Source organism: Vreelandella venusta (genome assembly GCF_007989605.1).
Lineage (GTDB): Bacteria > Pseudomonadota > Gammaproteobacteria > Pseudomonadales > Halomonadaceae > Vreelandella > Vreelandella venusta.
The window spans coordinates 57,792-73,806 of the sequence record NZ_BJUL01000006.1 but is presented as its reverse complement, the minus strand read 5'-3'; the positions used below and the strand labels follow the sequence as shown (position 1 = coordinate 73,806).

The window sequence follows — 16,015 nt, the reverse complement described above, 5'->3', positions numbered from 1 at the left end:
TAGTTACTGTTGCAGTAATACCTCCATTGTATAAGGGTTCCCCTTCGACTGTTGCCACCGAGTGTCATGGCCATCGAGATAGTGCTGCGTCATGCTCTCGTCAGCGTGCCCCATCAACACCTGTATGTCGTTCACTGACGTGCCTTTCAACTCGAGTAGGCGAGAGCCTAGTGACCGGATCTCGTGGAATGTTGGCTGTGCCGCGATGGGCATGTTCTTGATACTGGGTACGTGCTCTCGCAGTTTTGCAAACTCCCGTGACAAGTAGTCGCCTGATACGCGAGACCAATGCACCTTGTCTCTACGATTGGATATGCGCTCAGGCATACGATGCACGATAAAAGGAGATACGGGCGCAATGGCTCGTGACCTGCGCACAAGATCTTCAAGCGCGGGCGTTAGCTCTATTGCAACATAAGCGGTTTTGCTGCGGTCCTTCGTTTTCTGGCGCACGTAGTGCAGCCGCCCATTGCGTATATCGTCGTACCTAGCGGCGGTAACCTCGGCACGCCCAAACAGGCAGAGCAGTGATAGCTCCATGGCTATTTGCATCCAATCAGGTGCCTGGGCGTGCATCGCTTTAAATTGATCAACGGTTAGGCGTTTGCGTTGCTTTTCGTAGTGATTGCTGGTGCGTGTCGGCGTCACGGGGTCTTTATCTACCCAGCCCTTGGTTTGCGCAAACTGGAAGATCTGGGAAAGGACGGCGCGATACTGTACATAGGCGCAGCCCTGATGGTTATCATCCAGGTACTGAGCACACCAGCGCGTGGTGATATGCTCAATCAGCACATCGCCTGCGTCTTTAGTGATGCGCAAGCCGCGTCCGCGCTTTGCCTTCTTAGTCCATTCTTTCAACTTGGGATCAGCATCTACCCATTCATCAAGCCAAGCGGTTATTGCTGCTTTCAGCGTGATACCTGTCTCACCCATAACCTCTGCAACTAGATCCGCACCGGACATAAGGCGCGCATTTAGTATGCGTGCGGCGTCTTGTGCTTTGGCGCGGTCTTTCCCCATCCCATGGCGCGTACCGGTATCCGGGCGGCGGTACACGAAGTAGCCCTTGCTCTCATACAGGTTAGGCTCTAGGCCTTTGTTCTTTCTTTTCCGTGGCCTTGGCGCCATGTCACGCCTCCATCAATACGCTGTCGGCTAATTCGTTACCGGTTTGGCGGCGCTCTGCATCCAAGTCTATAAACCATGTGCCCCCCATTTTCTTAGCGGGCACCATTCCCTCCCGACACCAGCGCCGCACTGTAGTTAGAGACGGTGGGTTACCTGCGAAGCGTGCACGGCGCCACTGATCCAAGTCCATCAGTTTACCTGTTTTCATATCAGTCTCCTGTCATCCTCTGGCCGCCAGGACCGTGGCCGCGACTGTCTCGCCATTCCTGTTCCTGCCGAGCCATGCTGTCAATAACAACTTGCTGGCGCTGCTGCTCGATAAGCGCCTGAACCGCTGGGTTGTCTGCGATGCGCTGCAAGCTTTCCAGCTTTTCCCGTAGCGGGGCGATGATCGTTAAGGCGATGTCTGCAACGTCCCACTGTTCAGTTGCTTGCTCGCCGTTTCCTTTCACTTTTCCCAGCCCGTAGCAGTGGCCGCAAGGCTTGTACTTAACGCCTTTGATAGGATCGATGCCGCTACCTAGGCATAAAGGGCAGTCGTCTGGGGCGATTTCTCGCCAGTTGGCTAGCCAGTCATCCTGTGTGGTAGCGCTCTGGATGCCCTTATCAAGGTCTTCGTAGATCACGAGCCGCTGCCCAGCGAGAGGTCCTGCGCCTTCGTGCTGCTGTAGTTCGGCGTATTTACCACCGCTGGTGCGGTGGGTGTGGGTCGGTTGGCTCACGCGACCTCGCTTAGCGGCATGAACCGCTGTTCGTGTGTGAAGTTTGCATCGACGATTGCTCGAGCAAGTGGCGGGCAGACGCTGTTGCCGATCAGGCGCACTTGCTTGTGCTTCGCTAGGGGCTTGCCGTCGATGTGGGCGAACTGGTAGCTGGCGGGGAATCCTTGCGCCATGGCCAGCTCATGCGGCTGCAGCATGCGCATGCCAATATCCACGATGGCGTATTGCTCGCCGTCGATCATGACCGTAACTAGCTGAAAGCGGTCTTTCGTCGTGACTGTGGGCGCTGGCTGGCGCAGGTCTCGACCTGTTTCGCCGCTGCCACTGCCGTAATAGGGCGCTAGGAATGCCGCCGTTAGATAAGCGTGCGTGGTGCTGGCGCAGATCGTCGTCAGCGGCTCTTTTATATCGCGACAGCGGCGAGTACTGCCCTTCATGTTAATCATGAAGGCGCTGACCACGGCGTTATGGTCGGTGGTGGTGACCGTAGGTAGTGGGTCGCGGAGATCCGCGCCGACAACACCGGTGTAGTGCTTGGCCAGGAAGGCAGAGACCACCGCAAAATGACCGCCTTTCACTTGGGCACACTGAGTGCGCAGTGGCTCATCGGCTGCCATGTTGCGCTGACTGCTGGCGTTCGCGCACTCGGTGATGAAGGGCGTGACCAGCGCATAGCCCGGCGCGGTAGTGATGGTTTGTAGCGGCTGCAGTAGCGATTGCCCACGAAAGGGCGTGTAGTAGCTGGCCGTGTGATTAAGCTTCACGATGAACGGCTGCTGGTGCTCAACCACGTAGCGCATCACGCCCTTGGCGATCCGGTTAAGCGTGGCGGTGGCCAGCGGCTTCTTGCGGCCGAAAATCGAAGGGCAGGGTAGCGACCAGTCGATGCATTCGGCAGCGGTGCGCCACGGCTGCAGCTTGCCACGCTGAACGGCTGGCGCTTTCGGGTCCGCGTGTGTCGGCTTTGGCCACACGATAGGCAGGCCGTCACGGCGGGCGATGAGGAACAGCCGTTTACGTATAGTGGGTGCGCCATAATCGCAGGCGCGCAGGATCTGCCAGTCTACCTGGTACCCATGACGGCGCAGGGTGCGAACGAAGCCCCGAAACGTTTGCCCCTTGCGAGCAGGGCAAGGGCGTAGCTTGCCATCTGCGCCCTTGATCAGCGGGCCCCAGTCGAGAAACTCCTCGACGTTTTCCAGCACGATAACGCGGGGCTTCACCTTAGCCGCCCAGCGTGCTGCAACCCAAGCGAGACCGCGAACGCTTTTCGATACCGGACGCCCGCCTTTGGCTTTACTGTGATGGCGGCAGTCAGGGCTAAACCATGCCAGCCCTACGGGCATGCCGTTGGTGGCCTGCTCGGGGTCAATGTCCCATACGTCAGCAACTGAATGCTCGCTGCCAGGGTGGTTGGCAGTGTGCACCGCAATGGCCGTGGCGTCGTGATTAATGGCGAGATCTACCGAGCGGCCTAGCGCCTGCTCGATGCCCTCGCTAGCACCGCCGCCGCCGGCGAAATTATCGACCACAAGCTCATGGCCGAAGAGGTTTAGGTTGCTCATACCGCGATTACCTCCTGAATAGCGACCCGCGGCTCTGGCCGGTTAACAACGTCAAAGCACTCAATGTGCGGATCTGACGCGTGCGCGTTGCAGATCTGCGTGGCGAATACCTGCACACCGTGGCGGCTGCATTGGCCGTAGGGTGTGCGGGTTGGTTTTTCCTGAAGCCCTGAGCGCTGAAACGGACAGTGCTTATCTTCATCAAAGCCTTGGTGCTCATAGTGCTGGCAGCTAACGCACGCTTTGGGCGAGCGGATGAAGGGCTCTACGTTGCGCGGTTGGTAGTTCACACCGCACCCCCAGCCAATTTGCTGGCTTGCGCAATATGGTTCAGCGGCATCGCAAGCGGCGAGTGCTTAGCCCGCTCGATGAAGCATTTGCGGTTTTCCATCGCGATTCGCTCACGCACTGAATCGCTAATGTTGCCGGTGGTGGGCTGCTCAATAAGATCCATGCCGCGTTGGCCGCGATCGTATCGGGCACGCACCGTTGTTCTGCGCAGTCCGTAACGTTTTGCGAGCTCGTGCAGCGTGACCTTTTCGCCCGTATGCGGGTCCGCAACGATTTTGGATTGGCGGATAGATGCGCTCATGCACTTGGCTCCCGCTGGGCTTCGCCGCCCAGCCATTCAATTAGCCGCTCGACGTTCTGGCGCAGGCTGCCCGCCATCAAGATAAAGTCGGTTTCTAAGCGGGCGAGGGCGTCGTCGTCATCGCTTGAGTTGTCGGCTTCTTCGATCAGTGCATCACCGAAGCGGATGGATTTAAGCGCGAGATCATCGTGCAGCACGAATGAAAGCTCACCTTCGATGCTCAGCGCTAACTTGCTGGCTTGGCGGCCGCTTTCGAGTAGCTGCTGCATCTCGTCGCTGTCGAGATCCACCTGGCGTGCACGTACCACACCGTCATCGCCTTTGGCTTTTAGCTCGAAGTTGTCGCCTAGCTCTAAATCAGCGGGTCGGCTAGCTGTATCGCCAAGCCACTCAGTCATCGCGCGGATGGGGAGCGTTTGAGACGTGAGCGGCGTTACCTTCAAACTACCCAAGGTTTCACGCAGTAGGTCGAGCACGTCTTCAGCGCGTGAACGGCTGCTGGTATTCACACCGATTAGCTGACGCTCTACATCCCACCAGAGATCTATTTTCTGACTGCGCACAAACGCGCGGGGCAATAGCTCCTCCGTGACCTGCTCTTTGAGTGCGGTTTTCTCTTTGCGCGTTACCTTGCGCGCCTCGGTAGCTTCAATCTCTGCCACCTTGTCGGCTACTTCTTCGGCAATCACTGAGGAGGGCAGCAAACGCTCTTGGCGTAGGGCGCTGATCAGTCGGTGACTATCGCCCTGCAGGGTGTGCAGCAGTTGCCCGCCACCCATGCGACCCGCTGGCGCTGCCCATCCGATCCGGCGCGCGTCGGCATTACCTAGCGGCTTGGCAGCATGCTCGGTTAATAGCTCTGCCGTTTGTTCGGGGCTTAACAGCTGGTGACCATGTAAGCGGTAGAGGTGTAGGTTTTTGAACCACATGTTATTCGTCTCCCGGCCAGTTAACGTTTTGCGCGCCCGTAGCAGCTATGTACTCGTCTTTGGTGATTCCTAGCGCGGCAAAGAGGTGAAAAACGCTGGGCATCGTGTCGGTTTCTTCGTGGTAGAAGTCCTCCACGACGTTTTCCCAGTACGGGTCTTCTTGATCGGTGATTGAATCCAGCAAGCTGATGGCCTGCTGCCGAGTTAAGTTGTCGGGCCATTCGCTCATTTGGTGTCACCTTTGTGGTCATCGCCTTTCGCTGGCGCTGGCTGTTTGAAAATTCGGTCGAACTGTTCATCAAAGGTCATGACTGGCTCACATGCCGCCGTACATCGCGCGCTGCGCTTCATCTGCGGGGTAGTTGGGGTTGTGGTAGCACCACTCTGATTTGATCCGGTGCGGGAAGTGGTAGCCGTCGCAGTAGCACGTCAGGTGCCGCCAACCGCGGTTGTCTGCCCAGGTATCGATCCGGAGGGAGTCGACGCTGCCGCAGCTTCTGCAGCGTAGGCGGCGGACGTAATCGCTTGGGTGCTTGGCCTTCACTTGGCGCGCCCCGCATACCCGGCACCGGCAGTGGCGGCGGCGGTTGCCGACGTTCACGGCTTGGCCGAGCTTGTTGCGGACTATCACGCGGCGGCCTGCTTTGCGGCGTCGTACTGCTGGATAGCCCAGACGATGGCGTAGCAGCACCATAGGTAGTGGCTTTTCCATTGCTTGCAGTCGACTTCCCAAAAGTCTTGGAAAATCTCTTCATCGTTGAAGCTAAAATCCATAGCTGCAGTGATAGCGCAGTATTGGCTTTCCGCTTCGCTGAGCACCTCGCTCTCTACCTCTTCCCACGCTTCGGCTCTGTCTTCTTCGCTCCAATCCTCGGTGGCATCGTCGAACCACTCTTTAATCTCAAGCCGAAACTTGTCTTCCGCCCATTCCTTGCTGATGTCATCCGGCGCGATGCTCGGGCCCGATTGCAGTTTTTCTTGCCAGTAGCTGGGGTTAATGCCTAGCTCGTCATTGCGAAAGAACTTGAACATGTCCTCAATGCGCTGGAATACGTAGCACCCCATGTCACCGCTGATGCACAGGTAGCCCGGCCAGGTCGTGATAAAGAAATGACGATCGCCACATTGAGGGCGAGCGCAGCGCAGGTGGCGGTGCAGGCCGTCATCATGAATGACCGTTAGCTGGTGCTCGCTGATGGTTTCTTGGAAGCGCTCAAGGGGCGTTTTCTGAATTGCTGTCATCGTCATCACCTCAAAACTGAACAAGTTGAACGGGTGGCTGTGCGTAGTCGGGGTAGCTGTAAACAATGCGTTCACGGCTTTTCAGCGCTGGCGCTGCTGGACGCATGCCTGGGCACTGTTCCGCTACATCGATTGAGTCGTCCCAGTCGTAATGGCCAGTACGGTTTTCAAGCGGCACGCCCCGTGCTTTTTCGGCTTCGAAAACAGCCACGCCCTCGCAATAAACAAGAACGTCGCGCTCGGCATCTTCGGCTTCGCCCTCGGCTAGCATTCCCATAGCTGCTACAAGAGCGAGCAGGGCAACTGCCCATTTAGTGTTTGTGCGTTGGTTGCTCATTGGGCACCGCCTTGGGTTTCCAGTGTGTCGAGGGCCTTGTCGAGCATCGCGGCGTAGTGGTCGAGCGCGGCCGGTTCGATAGGGATGCTTTTGGTGCGTGCGGCTTCGGCGTCTTCACGCATGGCGCGCGCGGTGCCTTTGATGCGCAGCAGCGCTTGTTTGATGTGGAAATTCATGCGTACACGCTCCCTGTGTCGCGCCGCGCTAGTGTGCGGCTGGCGGTGACCTGATGGCGCGTACGGGTGGGCTGGCGGTGGCGTATCGGATCCATGTCAGGGTTGATGCCGCTGATTAGCAGTGCGATCAGTAGGGGAGCGATCCAACCGCGCTTCATGGCTTCGGCTACGGCGCCAGCGGCACGGTGTGCGTTCAGGTAGTAGAGAATGGCGGCAGAGGTCGCGCTGATCGTGCGGGGAGAGCAGCCGCGCAGCTTGGCAATCTCTTTGTGGGTCATACCCGCCGCGATGCAGGCGATGACCTGCGCTTGAACGCGGCTAGGCCATTCACTGTTACGGGGGCCAAAGCGGCACTTGAAGCCTTGGCATTCAAACTCTGTTGGTTCGATGATGTTTTGCATGGTGTTTACCCTCGCTTGCTTTATGTAAAGTAAAGCAATGCTTTCTTTTTAAGTCAAGCGTAGCTTTATTAAAATATAAAGCTGGGTAAAGTAGACGCAAAAAAGCCCGCTCAGTGGCGGGCCGTATTCAGGTAGTCATGACTCTGGTTATAAATTCACGTCAGATTTAGCGTTGGCGCATTCTCATATCTGCGATGACTACGCCTATGATCTGGCAATTGCCGTTGATCTCTATGTAAGGGTTCGTCCACGCGGGGTTGAGCGCTTTCAGCATGCGGGGGCTGCCGGGCTCTTCGATCAGGCGCTTAAACGTGGCTTCGTTGCTCTCGGTCATCACGGCCACTACGTCATCGTTGGGTAACGGCACCTGCTCAGGATCGACAAAGATAAGCCGACCGGGTGGGTAATCCGGAATCATGCTTTCGCCCACCACGCGAAGTACAAAGGTTTGCTCGCTCGCGCCAGGAGGGCGCGGATACCATTTTGTTGTTTCTGGGTCGGTGCTGATGTCGCATACCTCTGTCCAATGCCCTGCCTGTACCCAGCTAATCTCCGGACAAGAGCCACTAAATTTGGGGGGAGGAGTAAGCTCCTTTGCCATTTGGTCCAAGTAGGAGGACTTAATCACAGTGAAATCCAAGTGGTCTATGTGAAACCAATCAATAGGCTTCCCCGCCATATGAGCAAGAACTCTTAGGCTCTCATTGGATATTTTTCCTGACTTTGCCCACTGACCTACAGCCTGAGGGGACACGCAAGCCTGTTCGGCAATCTTGGCTTGTGTGAAGCCATTTTCTTTTGCCAGTTTGATCGCCTGCCTAATTTTATCTTTAAAGCGCTCGTCCTTATCCATTCCGCTGCCCTTTACAAGTTAAGCATTGCTTTAATTTTGACAGGGGTAGGCATTGGCTTGAAAGCAAGCTATGCTTTACTAATAAGTAAAGCTGCGCTTTAGGTGATAAGCATGATCGAGAAAGCGATTGACCACTTTGGTGGGTCACGCTCTGCCCTGTGCAAGGCCATTGGTATGACTCCCCAATTCCTTTCGCAGGTATGCCGTGGAAAGCGTCCGCTGCCGCCGCGCTATGCCGTCCTCATTGAGAAGAAAACACAAGGCAAAGTGAAAGCCACTGAGCTTTTGCCTGACGTTTTCTCTCCGTCCGATGAGAAACAGTCTAGCGCCACCGACGCCCCCGTCGCATCGGTACCGCAACCGTGAATTTCTGTACAGGTATTTGTGAGGTGAGGATATGAGAACAATTAGTCACTTGTCAGGCTCAGATCGCCTTGCTGCGCTTGAGGCAATGAGTAAGGCCGTTTCCGAGCGTGTTTCTAAAGCGTGTTTGGGCACTTCGGAAAGCGCACGGGTTACGGCTGAGGCCATGCTGGAGGGCGTAGCGGTGCTGGATGGGCTCTCAGGCCCAGTCGTGTTGCTACGAGCTTCCTTATCTGACTCCGATCTTGCAGATGAATTAGAAGCGCTGGCGGCGAATTACCGCCAGCGGCATGCCGAGAATGAAGCAGCAGAAGCCGATCTACGCCGTCGTCATGTCAATAATGCAGCCGACTCATCTCTTCCTGCAGAGCCTCAGAAGAGTGAGCCTGAACAAAATCAAGATCCTGATAAGTTCCTTCCCGTGCCTGTCCAAAGGCCCAGCGAGCCGCCAAATCGGGTAGATGAAAATGATTAAGTTCATCTGCCAAAGCGATGGCGAGTTGCTGATTGTCCAGCCCAGCTGCTTCTTCAATCTTCCAATGGTGGAGAGACACCACTCTCAAAACGAGAGGGTCAATGTCACGGGTGGGTATGCCAATGTACCGCTTACGTATTTCTTCGCGATATATCTCGAGCAAGTACGCCAGCAGCGTCTCTCTAATGGCTGTTTGATAGCTGTCTCGATCCATTGCGCCCGCATTCGGAATACCGTGTTTCTCTCGAATGGGCTCCCAGAGCTCGTACCACATTTTTCTGTAATCAGTTTCAGCCACGTCGTTTCCCTTCTATTAGTGGATGGTGTTGCAACTACCACCTTAGCGGGCTTCGACGTGGCTTTCTATTTTGGGGGTGCGGTATGAGCAAGTTGCTAACGGATAAGACGCTGGCGCAGCCTATGCCTGCCACGCATTTCTTTCCAGATTCGAAATCGGGCTTTCCAAGCGCTGCCCATCTACTTGATAGCCGTGTGTGGTTTGAGGAAGGCAAAGGGCAGGCGCTAGAGCTTCGCTTTGCCTGCCGCCCACAAACGGTGGAGTACCTGTGTTTTTGCATGGGAAGTGGGTATCTGCTGTTCAAGCAGATTGACGTGATCAAGGGACGATCAGTGTTTTCAGCCATTCAATGGAGCGCGGAGCCGCCTCTAGACCTAGGCGAATCAGTTGGCTGGCTAGACGCTGGTGGCCCTCTTTCGAAAGCGCCTGAAGTTGCTGGCGCAGGAGGTTTTTCTCTTGCCTAGTTGCATCCGTCATTTCGATCTGAGCAGCGACCAGCGCTTGAATCGTTTCGGCTTCAATTCGAACGGTCACAACGCCCAGCTCTGCGGTCAGTCCACCGTCTTCGCTGAGGTAGTCAAAGCCCGCGCTGGTGATAGTGACATCGTGAAAGCTGTCGAGCACAGCCATTCTCACACGCCCGGTGGCTTCCACCAGACCATGCTCTTTCAGATAGCTGACCGTCGCAGTGACTATGTCTTTGCCCAGTTCTCGGTTCCAGCTATCAACTTCAAATGGATTGGGGAAGCTGCTAGCTGCGGCCTCAAGTATTTCGTTTTTAAGCTTTTGATCCGGTTTAGCCACGTCGTTTTCCTCCTGTTAGTAGGTGGTGTCTCAACCATCACTTTAGCGGGTGACGGTGGGACATCCTATTTGTGGAGTGCACTATGAGCATGCTTAACCTGCTCGATAGGCCAATCGCCTTCAACCGCACGTTTGTAGACCTGGGGCTTGGTATTACAGGTGCGCTGATGCTTTCTCAGTGCGTGTACTGGTCTACCCGAACCAAAGATAGCGACGGCTGGTTCTATAAAACGCAGTCGGAATGGACGGAAGAAACGGGCATGACGCGTCGTGAGCAAGAGACGGCCCGCAAGAAACTGGTCAGCAAGGGTTACGTTGAGGAAGTGAGACGTGGCGTGCCTTGTAAAACCTATTACCGCCTTGACCGTGAGGCGCTTGAAGCTGCCCTTATGCAGGTTGCACAAAAGCGCCATTCCAGTATGGCGGAATCCGCCAATCAAGAATGTACGAACTCGCCACCCAGTATGGCGGAAAGCGCCAAACTAGATTGTACAGATGCGCCAATCAGTTATGGCGGAAAGCGCCAAACTATTACAGAGATTACTACAGAGACTACAGCAGAGAGTACTCAGAAAGGCGCACCGGGGGCGAGCCCCGCTGCATCAGAGGGTGATTACCTGGGCGCTGACGAACCTCAATCCTGCTCACGCCAGTCATCGCAAGAAAGCGCTGCTGATCTGCTGGCGCGAATTCCTGCCGACATGCCGGGTACCCGTGATCCAAAAGCCAAGACGTTCAAGCCCTGGGCGAACTACGCCTGCGCTTACCGTGCCCGTTACGGCACCTGGCCGGTCTGGAATCAAAAGGCTGGTGCCAACATGAGCCAACTGGTCGACCGTGTAGGTGTTGAGCGTGCGCCTGCCGTGGCCGCTTACTACCTGAAGCTCAATAGCCAGTTTTACACAGCCCGCATGCACCCAGTGGGCTTACTCCTCCAGGACTGCGAATCCATCGCTACACAGCTTGCCACTGGCCAGCAGGTCACTCAGACCCGCGCCCGCCAAGTCGACAGCACACAAACCAACCTGAACAACGCGGAGGAGGCCAAGCGCATCATGGCCGCCCGCCGCCAACAGCAGGAGTCTTCGTCATGCTAACCGCCCAAGAGTCTGACCAGGTACTCGAACTGGTGTACGCCACGGCCGAGGTGCTGGGGCATGAGCTACGCCCCGCGGCCGCTGTGCTAATGGCCGATGACCTGGCTAGCTATCCGTTTGATGAGATCCGCCGTGCGTTGTCGCGCTGCCGAGCAGAGCTACACGGCAAGCTGACCCTGGCTGCGATTATCGACCGGCTACCGAGTGCCAATGCGCACCTGTTGCCGAACGAGGCTTGGGCGTTAGCCCTGCGTAGCTTGGACGAACAGGAAACCGTTGTGTGGACTCCAGAGATTGCCCGGGCGCTGGGTGTGGCCAAGCCGGTGCTGTCCGGAGGTGACCAAATTGGTGGCCGCATGGCGTTCCTGGCGGCGTATGAGCGTGAGCTTGAGGCGGCGAAGGCAGAAGGGCGTCAGCCCCAGTGGCAAGTATCACTTGGGCATGACCAGCAGCGCCGCACGATGGTGCTCAACGAAGCCGTGTCGGCTGGCAAGCTGCCCGCCCCGAAGGTAGCCCACTTGCTGCCGCCGCCGGAAAAGCTCTTGACCCAAGAGGGGCAGCGCCAGCGTAAGCGGATGGTGAGCCAGCTGCGCGAGATCATCAATAAACCGGCGGATGCCCAAGCTCAAGCCCGCCGCGAAGCGCAGGAGCAAGAAGAATCCCGCCGTCGTGAGTTGTTAGCGCAAGCGGGCGCACCGTTGGCCGCGATGGGAGGGTATTAACCATGTTGAGTCGTGTTTATCACCGCCCAAAATGCCCGCAGTGCCACTACCGCAAAAGCGCCGCCGACTTCCGCGACCCCGGCACCGGCGCGCCACTGCCCGCCTGTAAACATTGCCTGCGCCGCCAGAAGCGAGGAGGTGTTCAGTGATCGATGGCCTGACCTGTTTCCTGTTTGGCGTGCTGGTGGGCGTTTTTCTGGTGATTGCCTGCTGGATCACTGCATTTTGCCTGGGGGCCAAGGATATCAATCAGCGAGGAGAGCAAGACGATGGCTGATCAACTGAAAGGCGGCCAAGAGGCACGCCGTGCCGCGATGCTGTGTCAGAACCCACGCTTCTGGCTTTACCTGGACCAGCGCTGGCGCGCTAAGAACGCGCTAGAGGTTCATCACTTTCCTGACGGTACCTTTAAAGCGGCTGGGGCGACTAGGTGGTTGCGCAAAGCCTGCAGTATTCAAAGCCGTGCAGAGCTAGACCACAACAATCAGGCCAGAGAGATGCTCGAACGGATTGTGGCGGATTACCAACGCTGGGAGCGCAACCAGCAGCTATTGAGCCGTAGGGGTGGGGGTAGGGTGTGACGTTACGCATTCAAAAGCCGCGCCGCCCGCGTGCCTTGACCAAGAACGGTACACCCAGAGCCAAACCAGTGGATTGGGAAGGGCAGGAGCAAGCCGTGCTGATTCGTTGGCTCTATGGCGAGAAGATGCGTGGCCAGCTGGTAGGCGAGTTATACGACGCCACCTTCCATGTGCCCAACGGTGGCCACCGCAATAAGAAAACCGCGAGTGACCTCAAGCGGCAAGGCGTGAAGGCAGGTGTTAGCGATCTTTCTGTACGTCAGGCCCGTGGTGGCTGGTTTGGCTTGTACCTTGAGTTCAAGGCCGCCCCGCCAAAGGATGCGCCGTTAGCCGATAGCCAATTCGAGTGGCTGGAAGATAGCGAATTTGAGGGCTATTGCGCCGTGCTGGCGCTGGGACTCGAGGAGGCAAAAGCAGTGCTTAGGGAATATGTCAGTTGGCCCCGCACGCAAATAGTCGGCGAGCGGCTGGCGCTGGAAAACGGTACCGAGTGGAGAAAAGGGTGATTGCACAGCAGAAAGGGAGCCAGATGCAGTTTGATGATTGGAAGCGGGTAGCAAACCCCTGGCATGTCGTTGAGGCCGCAAAGAGTGATGAACGAGCGCGTGATGCAGCGGTGTCCCGCATCATTGACACCATGCTGGAGCTGCAGCTGGATTATCGCCACGATAACCCTGGCTTCCAACCGTTCAGTGTGACGGCTCTAGCGGGAGAGATGCCGGGCGGCGGTGGGCGTAGTGATCAGGCCATGCTGGCCGCACTTCGCTACCACCCTCAAAGCCAGTGGCATAAAGCCTGCGGCGTAATGCTCGATCAACTACCCAAACGCCAAGCCGCGGCAATGCTATTACAGGCTGCCCGGGTGCGTCCCGAGAAGATGGGCGCTAGCAAGTGGATGGTCACGGCGAGGCAGATGGTGGAACGACAGGAGGTATTGCTCAGAGCGCTGGGGATGAATGAGGGCGTTAGACATTTTGAGAGTGTTGAGGCGTTGCAGGTGGCGGGTAAGCGGGGGCGTAAGCGGTTATGGCAAGTAGTGGCGCTGGGGGAGGTCGGGCAGGAATAGAGATTAGGTTGCGTTGGCCAAAAATGATGGCCAACGCTCTGACTATCTCTATAGTCTAAACGACTATTAAAAATTTAGGCTTCACCTCCGACACTTCAATTTGATTGCGTCCATTCTTCTTAGCTCGATAGCTGGCCGCATCAGCGCGAGATAGAACATCATCGATAGTCTTATCGCCTTTGTGGAAGTGGCTCACACCTATACTTGCGGTAACTTTCCATTGGCGTCCATTAGCTTCAACTGAGCAAGCGGCAATGCTTGCGCGCAGGGACTCAGCAATCATAGGGGCACGTTCTGGTGTGCAGCCTGGCAGCAGAATGGCAAATTCATCCCCACCTTGGCGAGCTGTATAATCACTGCTTCGCACTTCGTTTTGTATAACACTAGCGATCTGTTGAAGCATTTGATCGCCGAGGGCGTGACCTCCTTGGTCGTTCACCGGTTTAAAATGATCCAGATCGAAAAGAATAACTGCTGTCGGCTTTTCCGTACCTTGCCATTGATTAAACAACTCTTTTAGGTGTCTCCTAAGCCCACGACGATTAAGCAAGCGGGTCAGAGGATCATGCTCAGCTTCCCAGTTCTTTTGAGCATAATCATTGTAATGTTGGGTAATATCTCGCACCGTGCCGACGGTCCCTATGAACTTATCGTTTACACGAATAGCGGCTGTATGCACATCTAACCAGTACAACTCTTGATTAGTACCTACAAAGCGAAATTGACGCGCAAAGCTCGATTGTTTTACAAGACTACGCAGCCAAGCCGATCTAACATCTTGGCGATCATCGCAGTGAACCCGGTCGCTCCAGTCATTTAGACTGCTAGGGGCGTCATCTCCCAATAGCTGATGTAAGGAATCATTAATAAACGTCAAGTGACCACGTTGATCCGTAACAAACATGCCCAGCGGCGAAGCGGATAGCGTCCCTCTTAGCATTGCCTCCTGCTCGGCTAGATCATTTAAGCTGACCTGACGCGCAGACTCTGTCGCGTTAATCACATCTATGACGCGTCGAAGCTCCATCGCACTGGTCGGAATATTAAGTACAGAGCGACGCCCATCTTGAAGTTCTTGAACCTGCTGAGCAAGCTGAACTAGGGAGCGTAACGTCATCCATATCACTCCCCATACTAGAGGTAAGATAAGGATGAGCACGCCCCAGGCATAAACAGTGATTTTCTTCATGCCTGCAATAAGGGGGGCTTCGGCTTGGTCTTGTGGTAGATGTACGCCAACGATCCAGTTAGCAGGCCAAATTTGTCGATAGGCTACCAGTTGAGGCTCATCTGATAGCGAGCGGCCCACACTTTCGCCTTCCCATCCATCCAGCGCCTTGTCTAAGATTGGTGAAATGGTATCGGGTAATGTCACGATAGCTTCTTGTTGACCTGGGGAGTAAATACGCAGTCCAGACGCGGTCGTAATTGTGACATAGCCGTTATCGCCCAGACGGATTTGCTCAAAATTTCTGAACAGTCGGCTTTGTTTTATATTGACTAAACCACCTAAAAAGCCTGTGTAGCGTCCCTGGTTGTCATGCATGGGAACCAGCATTAGCACCAGCGGTGTATTTGAAATACGTCCTATAAGAGGTTCGCTGACGTATGGGGTTTTAAATGCGTGCATAAAGCGTGCATATTCTCGATCGGCAAAACTATAGCCTTTGGCACCTCCGTCGGCCGGCCACTCGTCAATAATTTTGCTATTCAGATCGTAGAGTAGCAGTGCCTCAAAGAGTGGCTCCATGGTATAAGCATGCTGTTCAAGAAGAGCACCTTCCCTTGGCTGCGTAATACTCTCCGCCAAACGCTCAAGTTCTCTGACTCGTTCATTCACTTGAAATGTAATAGAGTTGCTGATGAGTTCCGCTTCATACCGCAGATGCTGGTTATTCGTCTCATTAACCAGGAGCCGTCCCGCCTTCCAGCCAAACGTTAAGACAATGAGGCAAAGCAGACTCCACAGCACTATGGCACCAATGACCAGGCGCCCACGAAGCGTAGCGAAGGGAAAGGAAATAAGACGAAAAAATAATCGTTTAACACGATGTCTTTGAGTAGATTTTCCATTTAATGTCAGTGTCATGTACAGCACCTGTCAGGAGAGGGGGGCAACGCAGTAGCGTATCGTCTATTTTTTTATTAATAAAAAGTCCGGCTATATTAGCAGTTAAAGAAATACTGTATGAAATGTTACCCCATTCTATACATGACATTAGTTCGTGTTTTGGCGGAAACCATGGTGCACCCGATGAAAGCCATTCGATTATAAAATTTGCTTTAGTGTCGGGTTTGGTGCATCCTAATCCGTAGGCTGCGAAAGCTACGCGCTTAAGCCACCCCACATCGAAGCCCTGCCGGGTAACCGGCAGGGCTTTTGCGTATCTAGGTTTTACTTTTCCAATGAAGTTAGGTTGGTTCCGCCCGGGGGTTAAGGCTGCCTATCGGTGTTTTCGCCAGGTCGGCGCTCAGTCGTATTGCGCTGATGCTGCGGTGTCTGTTTCGAAGATTTGCGATCTCTAAACTTGTTCCATGCTGATTTAGCTTTCTGCTGGTTTTCTGGCTTACGCAGCCAATTAGCAGCCGCCATCATAATCCACTTTTTCATGCGATCCTCCAGGTTCCATTTGAGAGGTGTATTTGCGTTTTAACATTAGGCTA

Annotated in this window: 25 protein-coding genes; 9 read left to right on the top strand and 16 right to left on the bottom strand. The window is 55.4% G+C overall.

Translation table 11 applies throughout. From position 1 onward, the window contains the following. Window positions 1-3 precede the first annotated feature (3 nt). The 13 genes from HVE01_RS08395 to HVE01_RS08335 form a co-directional block, all read right to left on the bottom strand. Window positions 4-1,128, bottom strand: coding sequence for a phage integrase Arm DNA-binding domain-containing protein (locus HVE01_RS08395; RefSeq protein ID WP_146943523.1), 1,125 nt, complete (start codon window positions 1,126-1,128; stop codon window positions 4-6). 1 nt (window position 1,129) lies between these two features. After that, window positions 1,130-1,336 carry an excisionase gene (locus tag HVE01_RS08390; protein WP_146943521.1) on the bottom strand — a complete coding sequence of 69 codons (207 nt, stop codon included), beginning with the start codon at window positions 1,334-1,336 and terminating at the stop codon, window positions 1,130-1,132. A 1-nt stretch (window position 1,337) separates the two neighbouring features. Next, entirely contained in the window at window positions 1,338-1,850 is a 513-nt protein-coding gene (locus tag HVE01_RS08385; RefSeq protein ID WP_146943519.1) for a hypothetical protein, read from the bottom strand. Continuing rightward, complete coding sequence (locus HVE01_RS08380) at window positions 1,847-3,415, bottom strand: DNA cytosine methyltransferase (RefSeq protein WP_146943517.1); 1,569 nt, start codon at window positions 3,413-3,415, stop codon at window positions 1,847-1,849. Before HVE01_RS08380 ends, HVE01_RS08385 begins: the two co-directional genes overlap by 4 nt. Then, window positions 3,412-3,705: a hypothetical protein gene (locus HVE01_RS08375; RefSeq protein ID WP_146943515.1), complete on the bottom strand. Its 294-nt coding sequence runs from the start codon at window positions 3,703-3,705 to the stop codon at window positions 3,412-3,414. Before HVE01_RS08375 ends, HVE01_RS08380 begins: the two co-directional genes overlap by 4 nt. Continuing rightward, entirely contained in the window at window positions 3,702-4,007 is a 306-nt protein-coding gene (locus HVE01_RS08370) for a hypothetical protein (protein ID WP_146943513.1), read from the bottom strand. Before HVE01_RS08370 ends, HVE01_RS08375 begins: the two co-directional genes overlap by 4 nt. Continuing rightward, window positions 4,004-4,936 (bottom strand): recombination-associated protein RdgC, encoded by a 933-nt coding sequence (locus HVE01_RS08365; RefSeq protein WP_146943512.1) that lies wholly within the window; start codon window positions 4,934-4,936, stop codon window positions 4,004-4,006. Before HVE01_RS08365 ends, HVE01_RS08370 begins: the two co-directional genes overlap by 4 nt. Before the next feature lies 1 nt (window position 4,937). Further along, window positions 4,938-5,165 (bottom strand): hypothetical protein, encoded by a 228-nt coding sequence (locus HVE01_RS08360; RefSeq protein ID WP_146943510.1) that lies wholly within the window; start codon window positions 5,163-5,165, stop codon window positions 4,938-4,940. Window positions 5,166-5,563: 398 nt separating this feature from the next. Next, complete coding sequence (locus HVE01_RS08355) at window positions 5,564-6,178, bottom strand: hypothetical protein (protein ID WP_146943508.1); 615 nt, start codon at window positions 6,176-6,178, stop codon at window positions 5,564-5,566. A 10-nt stretch (window positions 6,179-6,188) separates the two neighbouring features. Further along, a complete protein-coding gene (locus HVE01_RS08350) occupies window positions 6,189-6,515 on the bottom strand; it encodes a hypothetical protein (RefSeq protein WP_146943506.1) in 327 nt (108 codons plus the stop codon). After that, the gene (locus tag HVE01_RS08345; RefSeq protein ID WP_146943505.1) at window positions 6,512-6,691 is read right to left on the bottom strand and encodes a hypothetical protein; all 180 of its coding nucleotides are present in this window, start codon (window positions 6,689-6,691) and stop codon (window positions 6,512-6,514) included. The genes HVE01_RS08350 and HVE01_RS08345 overlap by 4 nt, the downstream gene beginning before the upstream one ends. Beyond that, entirely contained in the window at window positions 6,688-7,092 is a 405-nt protein-coding gene (locus HVE01_RS08340; protein ID WP_146943503.1) for a LuxR C-terminal-related transcriptional regulator, read from the bottom strand. The genes HVE01_RS08345 and HVE01_RS08340 overlap by 4 nt, the downstream gene beginning before the upstream one ends. Window positions 7,093-7,258: 166 nt before the next feature. Continuing rightward, window positions 7,259-7,945 (bottom strand): LexA family protein, encoded by a 687-nt coding sequence (locus HVE01_RS08335; protein ID WP_146943501.1) that lies wholly within the window; start codon window positions 7,943-7,945, stop codon window positions 7,259-7,261. A gap of 111 nt (window positions 7,946-8,056) precedes the next feature. On the opposite strand from HVE01_RS08335, the gene HVE01_RS08330 reads away from it, so the two are divergent. Next, entirely contained in the window at window positions 8,057-8,311 is a 255-nt protein-coding gene (locus HVE01_RS08330; protein WP_146943499.1) for a transcriptional regulator, read from the top strand. Between the two features lie 31 nt (window positions 8,312-8,342). Further along, window positions 8,343-8,783: a hypothetical protein gene (locus tag HVE01_RS08325; protein ID WP_146943497.1), complete on the top strand. Its 441-nt coding sequence runs from the start codon at window positions 8,343-8,345 to the stop codon at window positions 8,781-8,783. Window positions 8,784-9,399: 616 nt separating this feature from the next. Here the strand turns inward: HVE01_RS08325 and HVE01_RS08320 are convergent. Further along, window positions 9,400-9,885, bottom strand: a complete 486-nt coding sequence (locus HVE01_RS08320) for a hypothetical protein (RefSeq protein WP_146943495.1) — start codon at window positions 9,883-9,885, stop codon at window positions 9,400-9,402. 83 nt (window positions 9,886-9,968) lie between these two features. On the opposite strand from HVE01_RS08320, the gene HVE01_RS08315 reads away from it, so the two are divergent. From HVE01_RS08315 to HVE01_RS08295, 7 genes are read left to right on the top strand one after another with little or no spacing between them, the layout of a single operon-like run. Then, window positions 9,969-10,982 carry a hypothetical protein gene (locus tag HVE01_RS08315; protein ID WP_146943493.1) on the top strand — a complete coding sequence of 338 codons (1,014 nt, stop codon included), beginning with the start codon at window positions 9,969-9,971 and terminating at the stop codon, window positions 10,980-10,982. Further along, entirely contained in the window at window positions 10,976-11,704 is a 729-nt protein-coding gene (locus HVE01_RS08310; protein WP_146943491.1) for a hypothetical protein, read from the top strand. The genes HVE01_RS08315 and HVE01_RS08310 overlap by 7 nt, the downstream gene beginning before the upstream one ends. 2 nt (window positions 11,705-11,706) lie before the next feature. Continuing rightward, on the top strand, window positions 11,707-11,853 hold the full coding sequence (locus tag HVE01_RS19835) for a hypothetical protein (RefSeq protein WP_186808821.1): 147 nt from the start codon (window positions 11,707-11,709) through the stop codon (window positions 11,851-11,853). After that, entirely contained in the window at window positions 11,850-11,981 is a 132-nt protein-coding gene (locus tag HVE01_RS20095; protein ID WP_280529887.1) for a hypothetical protein, read from the top strand. The genes HVE01_RS19835 and HVE01_RS20095 overlap by 4 nt, the downstream gene beginning before the upstream one ends. Next, window positions 11,974-12,285: a hypothetical protein gene (locus tag HVE01_RS08305; RefSeq protein ID WP_146943489.1), complete on the top strand. Its 312-nt coding sequence runs from the start codon at window positions 11,974-11,976 to the stop codon at window positions 12,283-12,285. The genes HVE01_RS20095 and HVE01_RS08305 overlap by 8 nt, the downstream gene beginning before the upstream one ends. Further along, the gene (locus HVE01_RS08300) at window positions 12,282-12,791 is read left to right on the top strand and encodes a VRR-NUC domain-containing protein (RefSeq protein WP_146943487.1); all 510 of its coding nucleotides are present in this window, start codon (window positions 12,282-12,284) and stop codon (window positions 12,789-12,791) included. The genes HVE01_RS08305 and HVE01_RS08300 overlap by 4 nt, the downstream gene beginning before the upstream one ends. A gap of 23 nt (window positions 12,792-12,814) precedes the next feature. After that, window positions 12,815-13,351: a hypothetical protein gene (locus HVE01_RS08295; RefSeq protein WP_146943485.1), complete on the top strand. Its 537-nt coding sequence runs from the start codon at window positions 12,815-12,817 to the stop codon at window positions 13,349-13,351. 55 nt (window positions 13,352-13,406) lie between these two features. Here the strand turns inward: HVE01_RS08295 and HVE01_RS08290 are convergent, their stop codons facing one another. Both HVE01_RS08290 and HVE01_RS19830 read right to left on the bottom strand, forming a co-directional pair. Continuing rightward, window positions 13,407-15,440, bottom strand: a complete 2,034-nt coding sequence (locus HVE01_RS08290; protein ID WP_146943483.1) for a sensor domain-containing diguanylate cyclase — start codon at window positions 15,438-15,440, stop codon at window positions 13,407-13,409. Window positions 15,441-15,785: 345 nt separating this feature from the next. Continuing rightward, window positions 15,786-15,962: a hypothetical protein gene (locus HVE01_RS19830; RefSeq protein WP_186808820.1), complete on the bottom strand. Its 177-nt coding sequence runs from the start codon at window positions 15,960-15,962 to the stop codon at window positions 15,786-15,788. Window positions 15,963-16,015 lie beyond the last annotated feature (53 nt).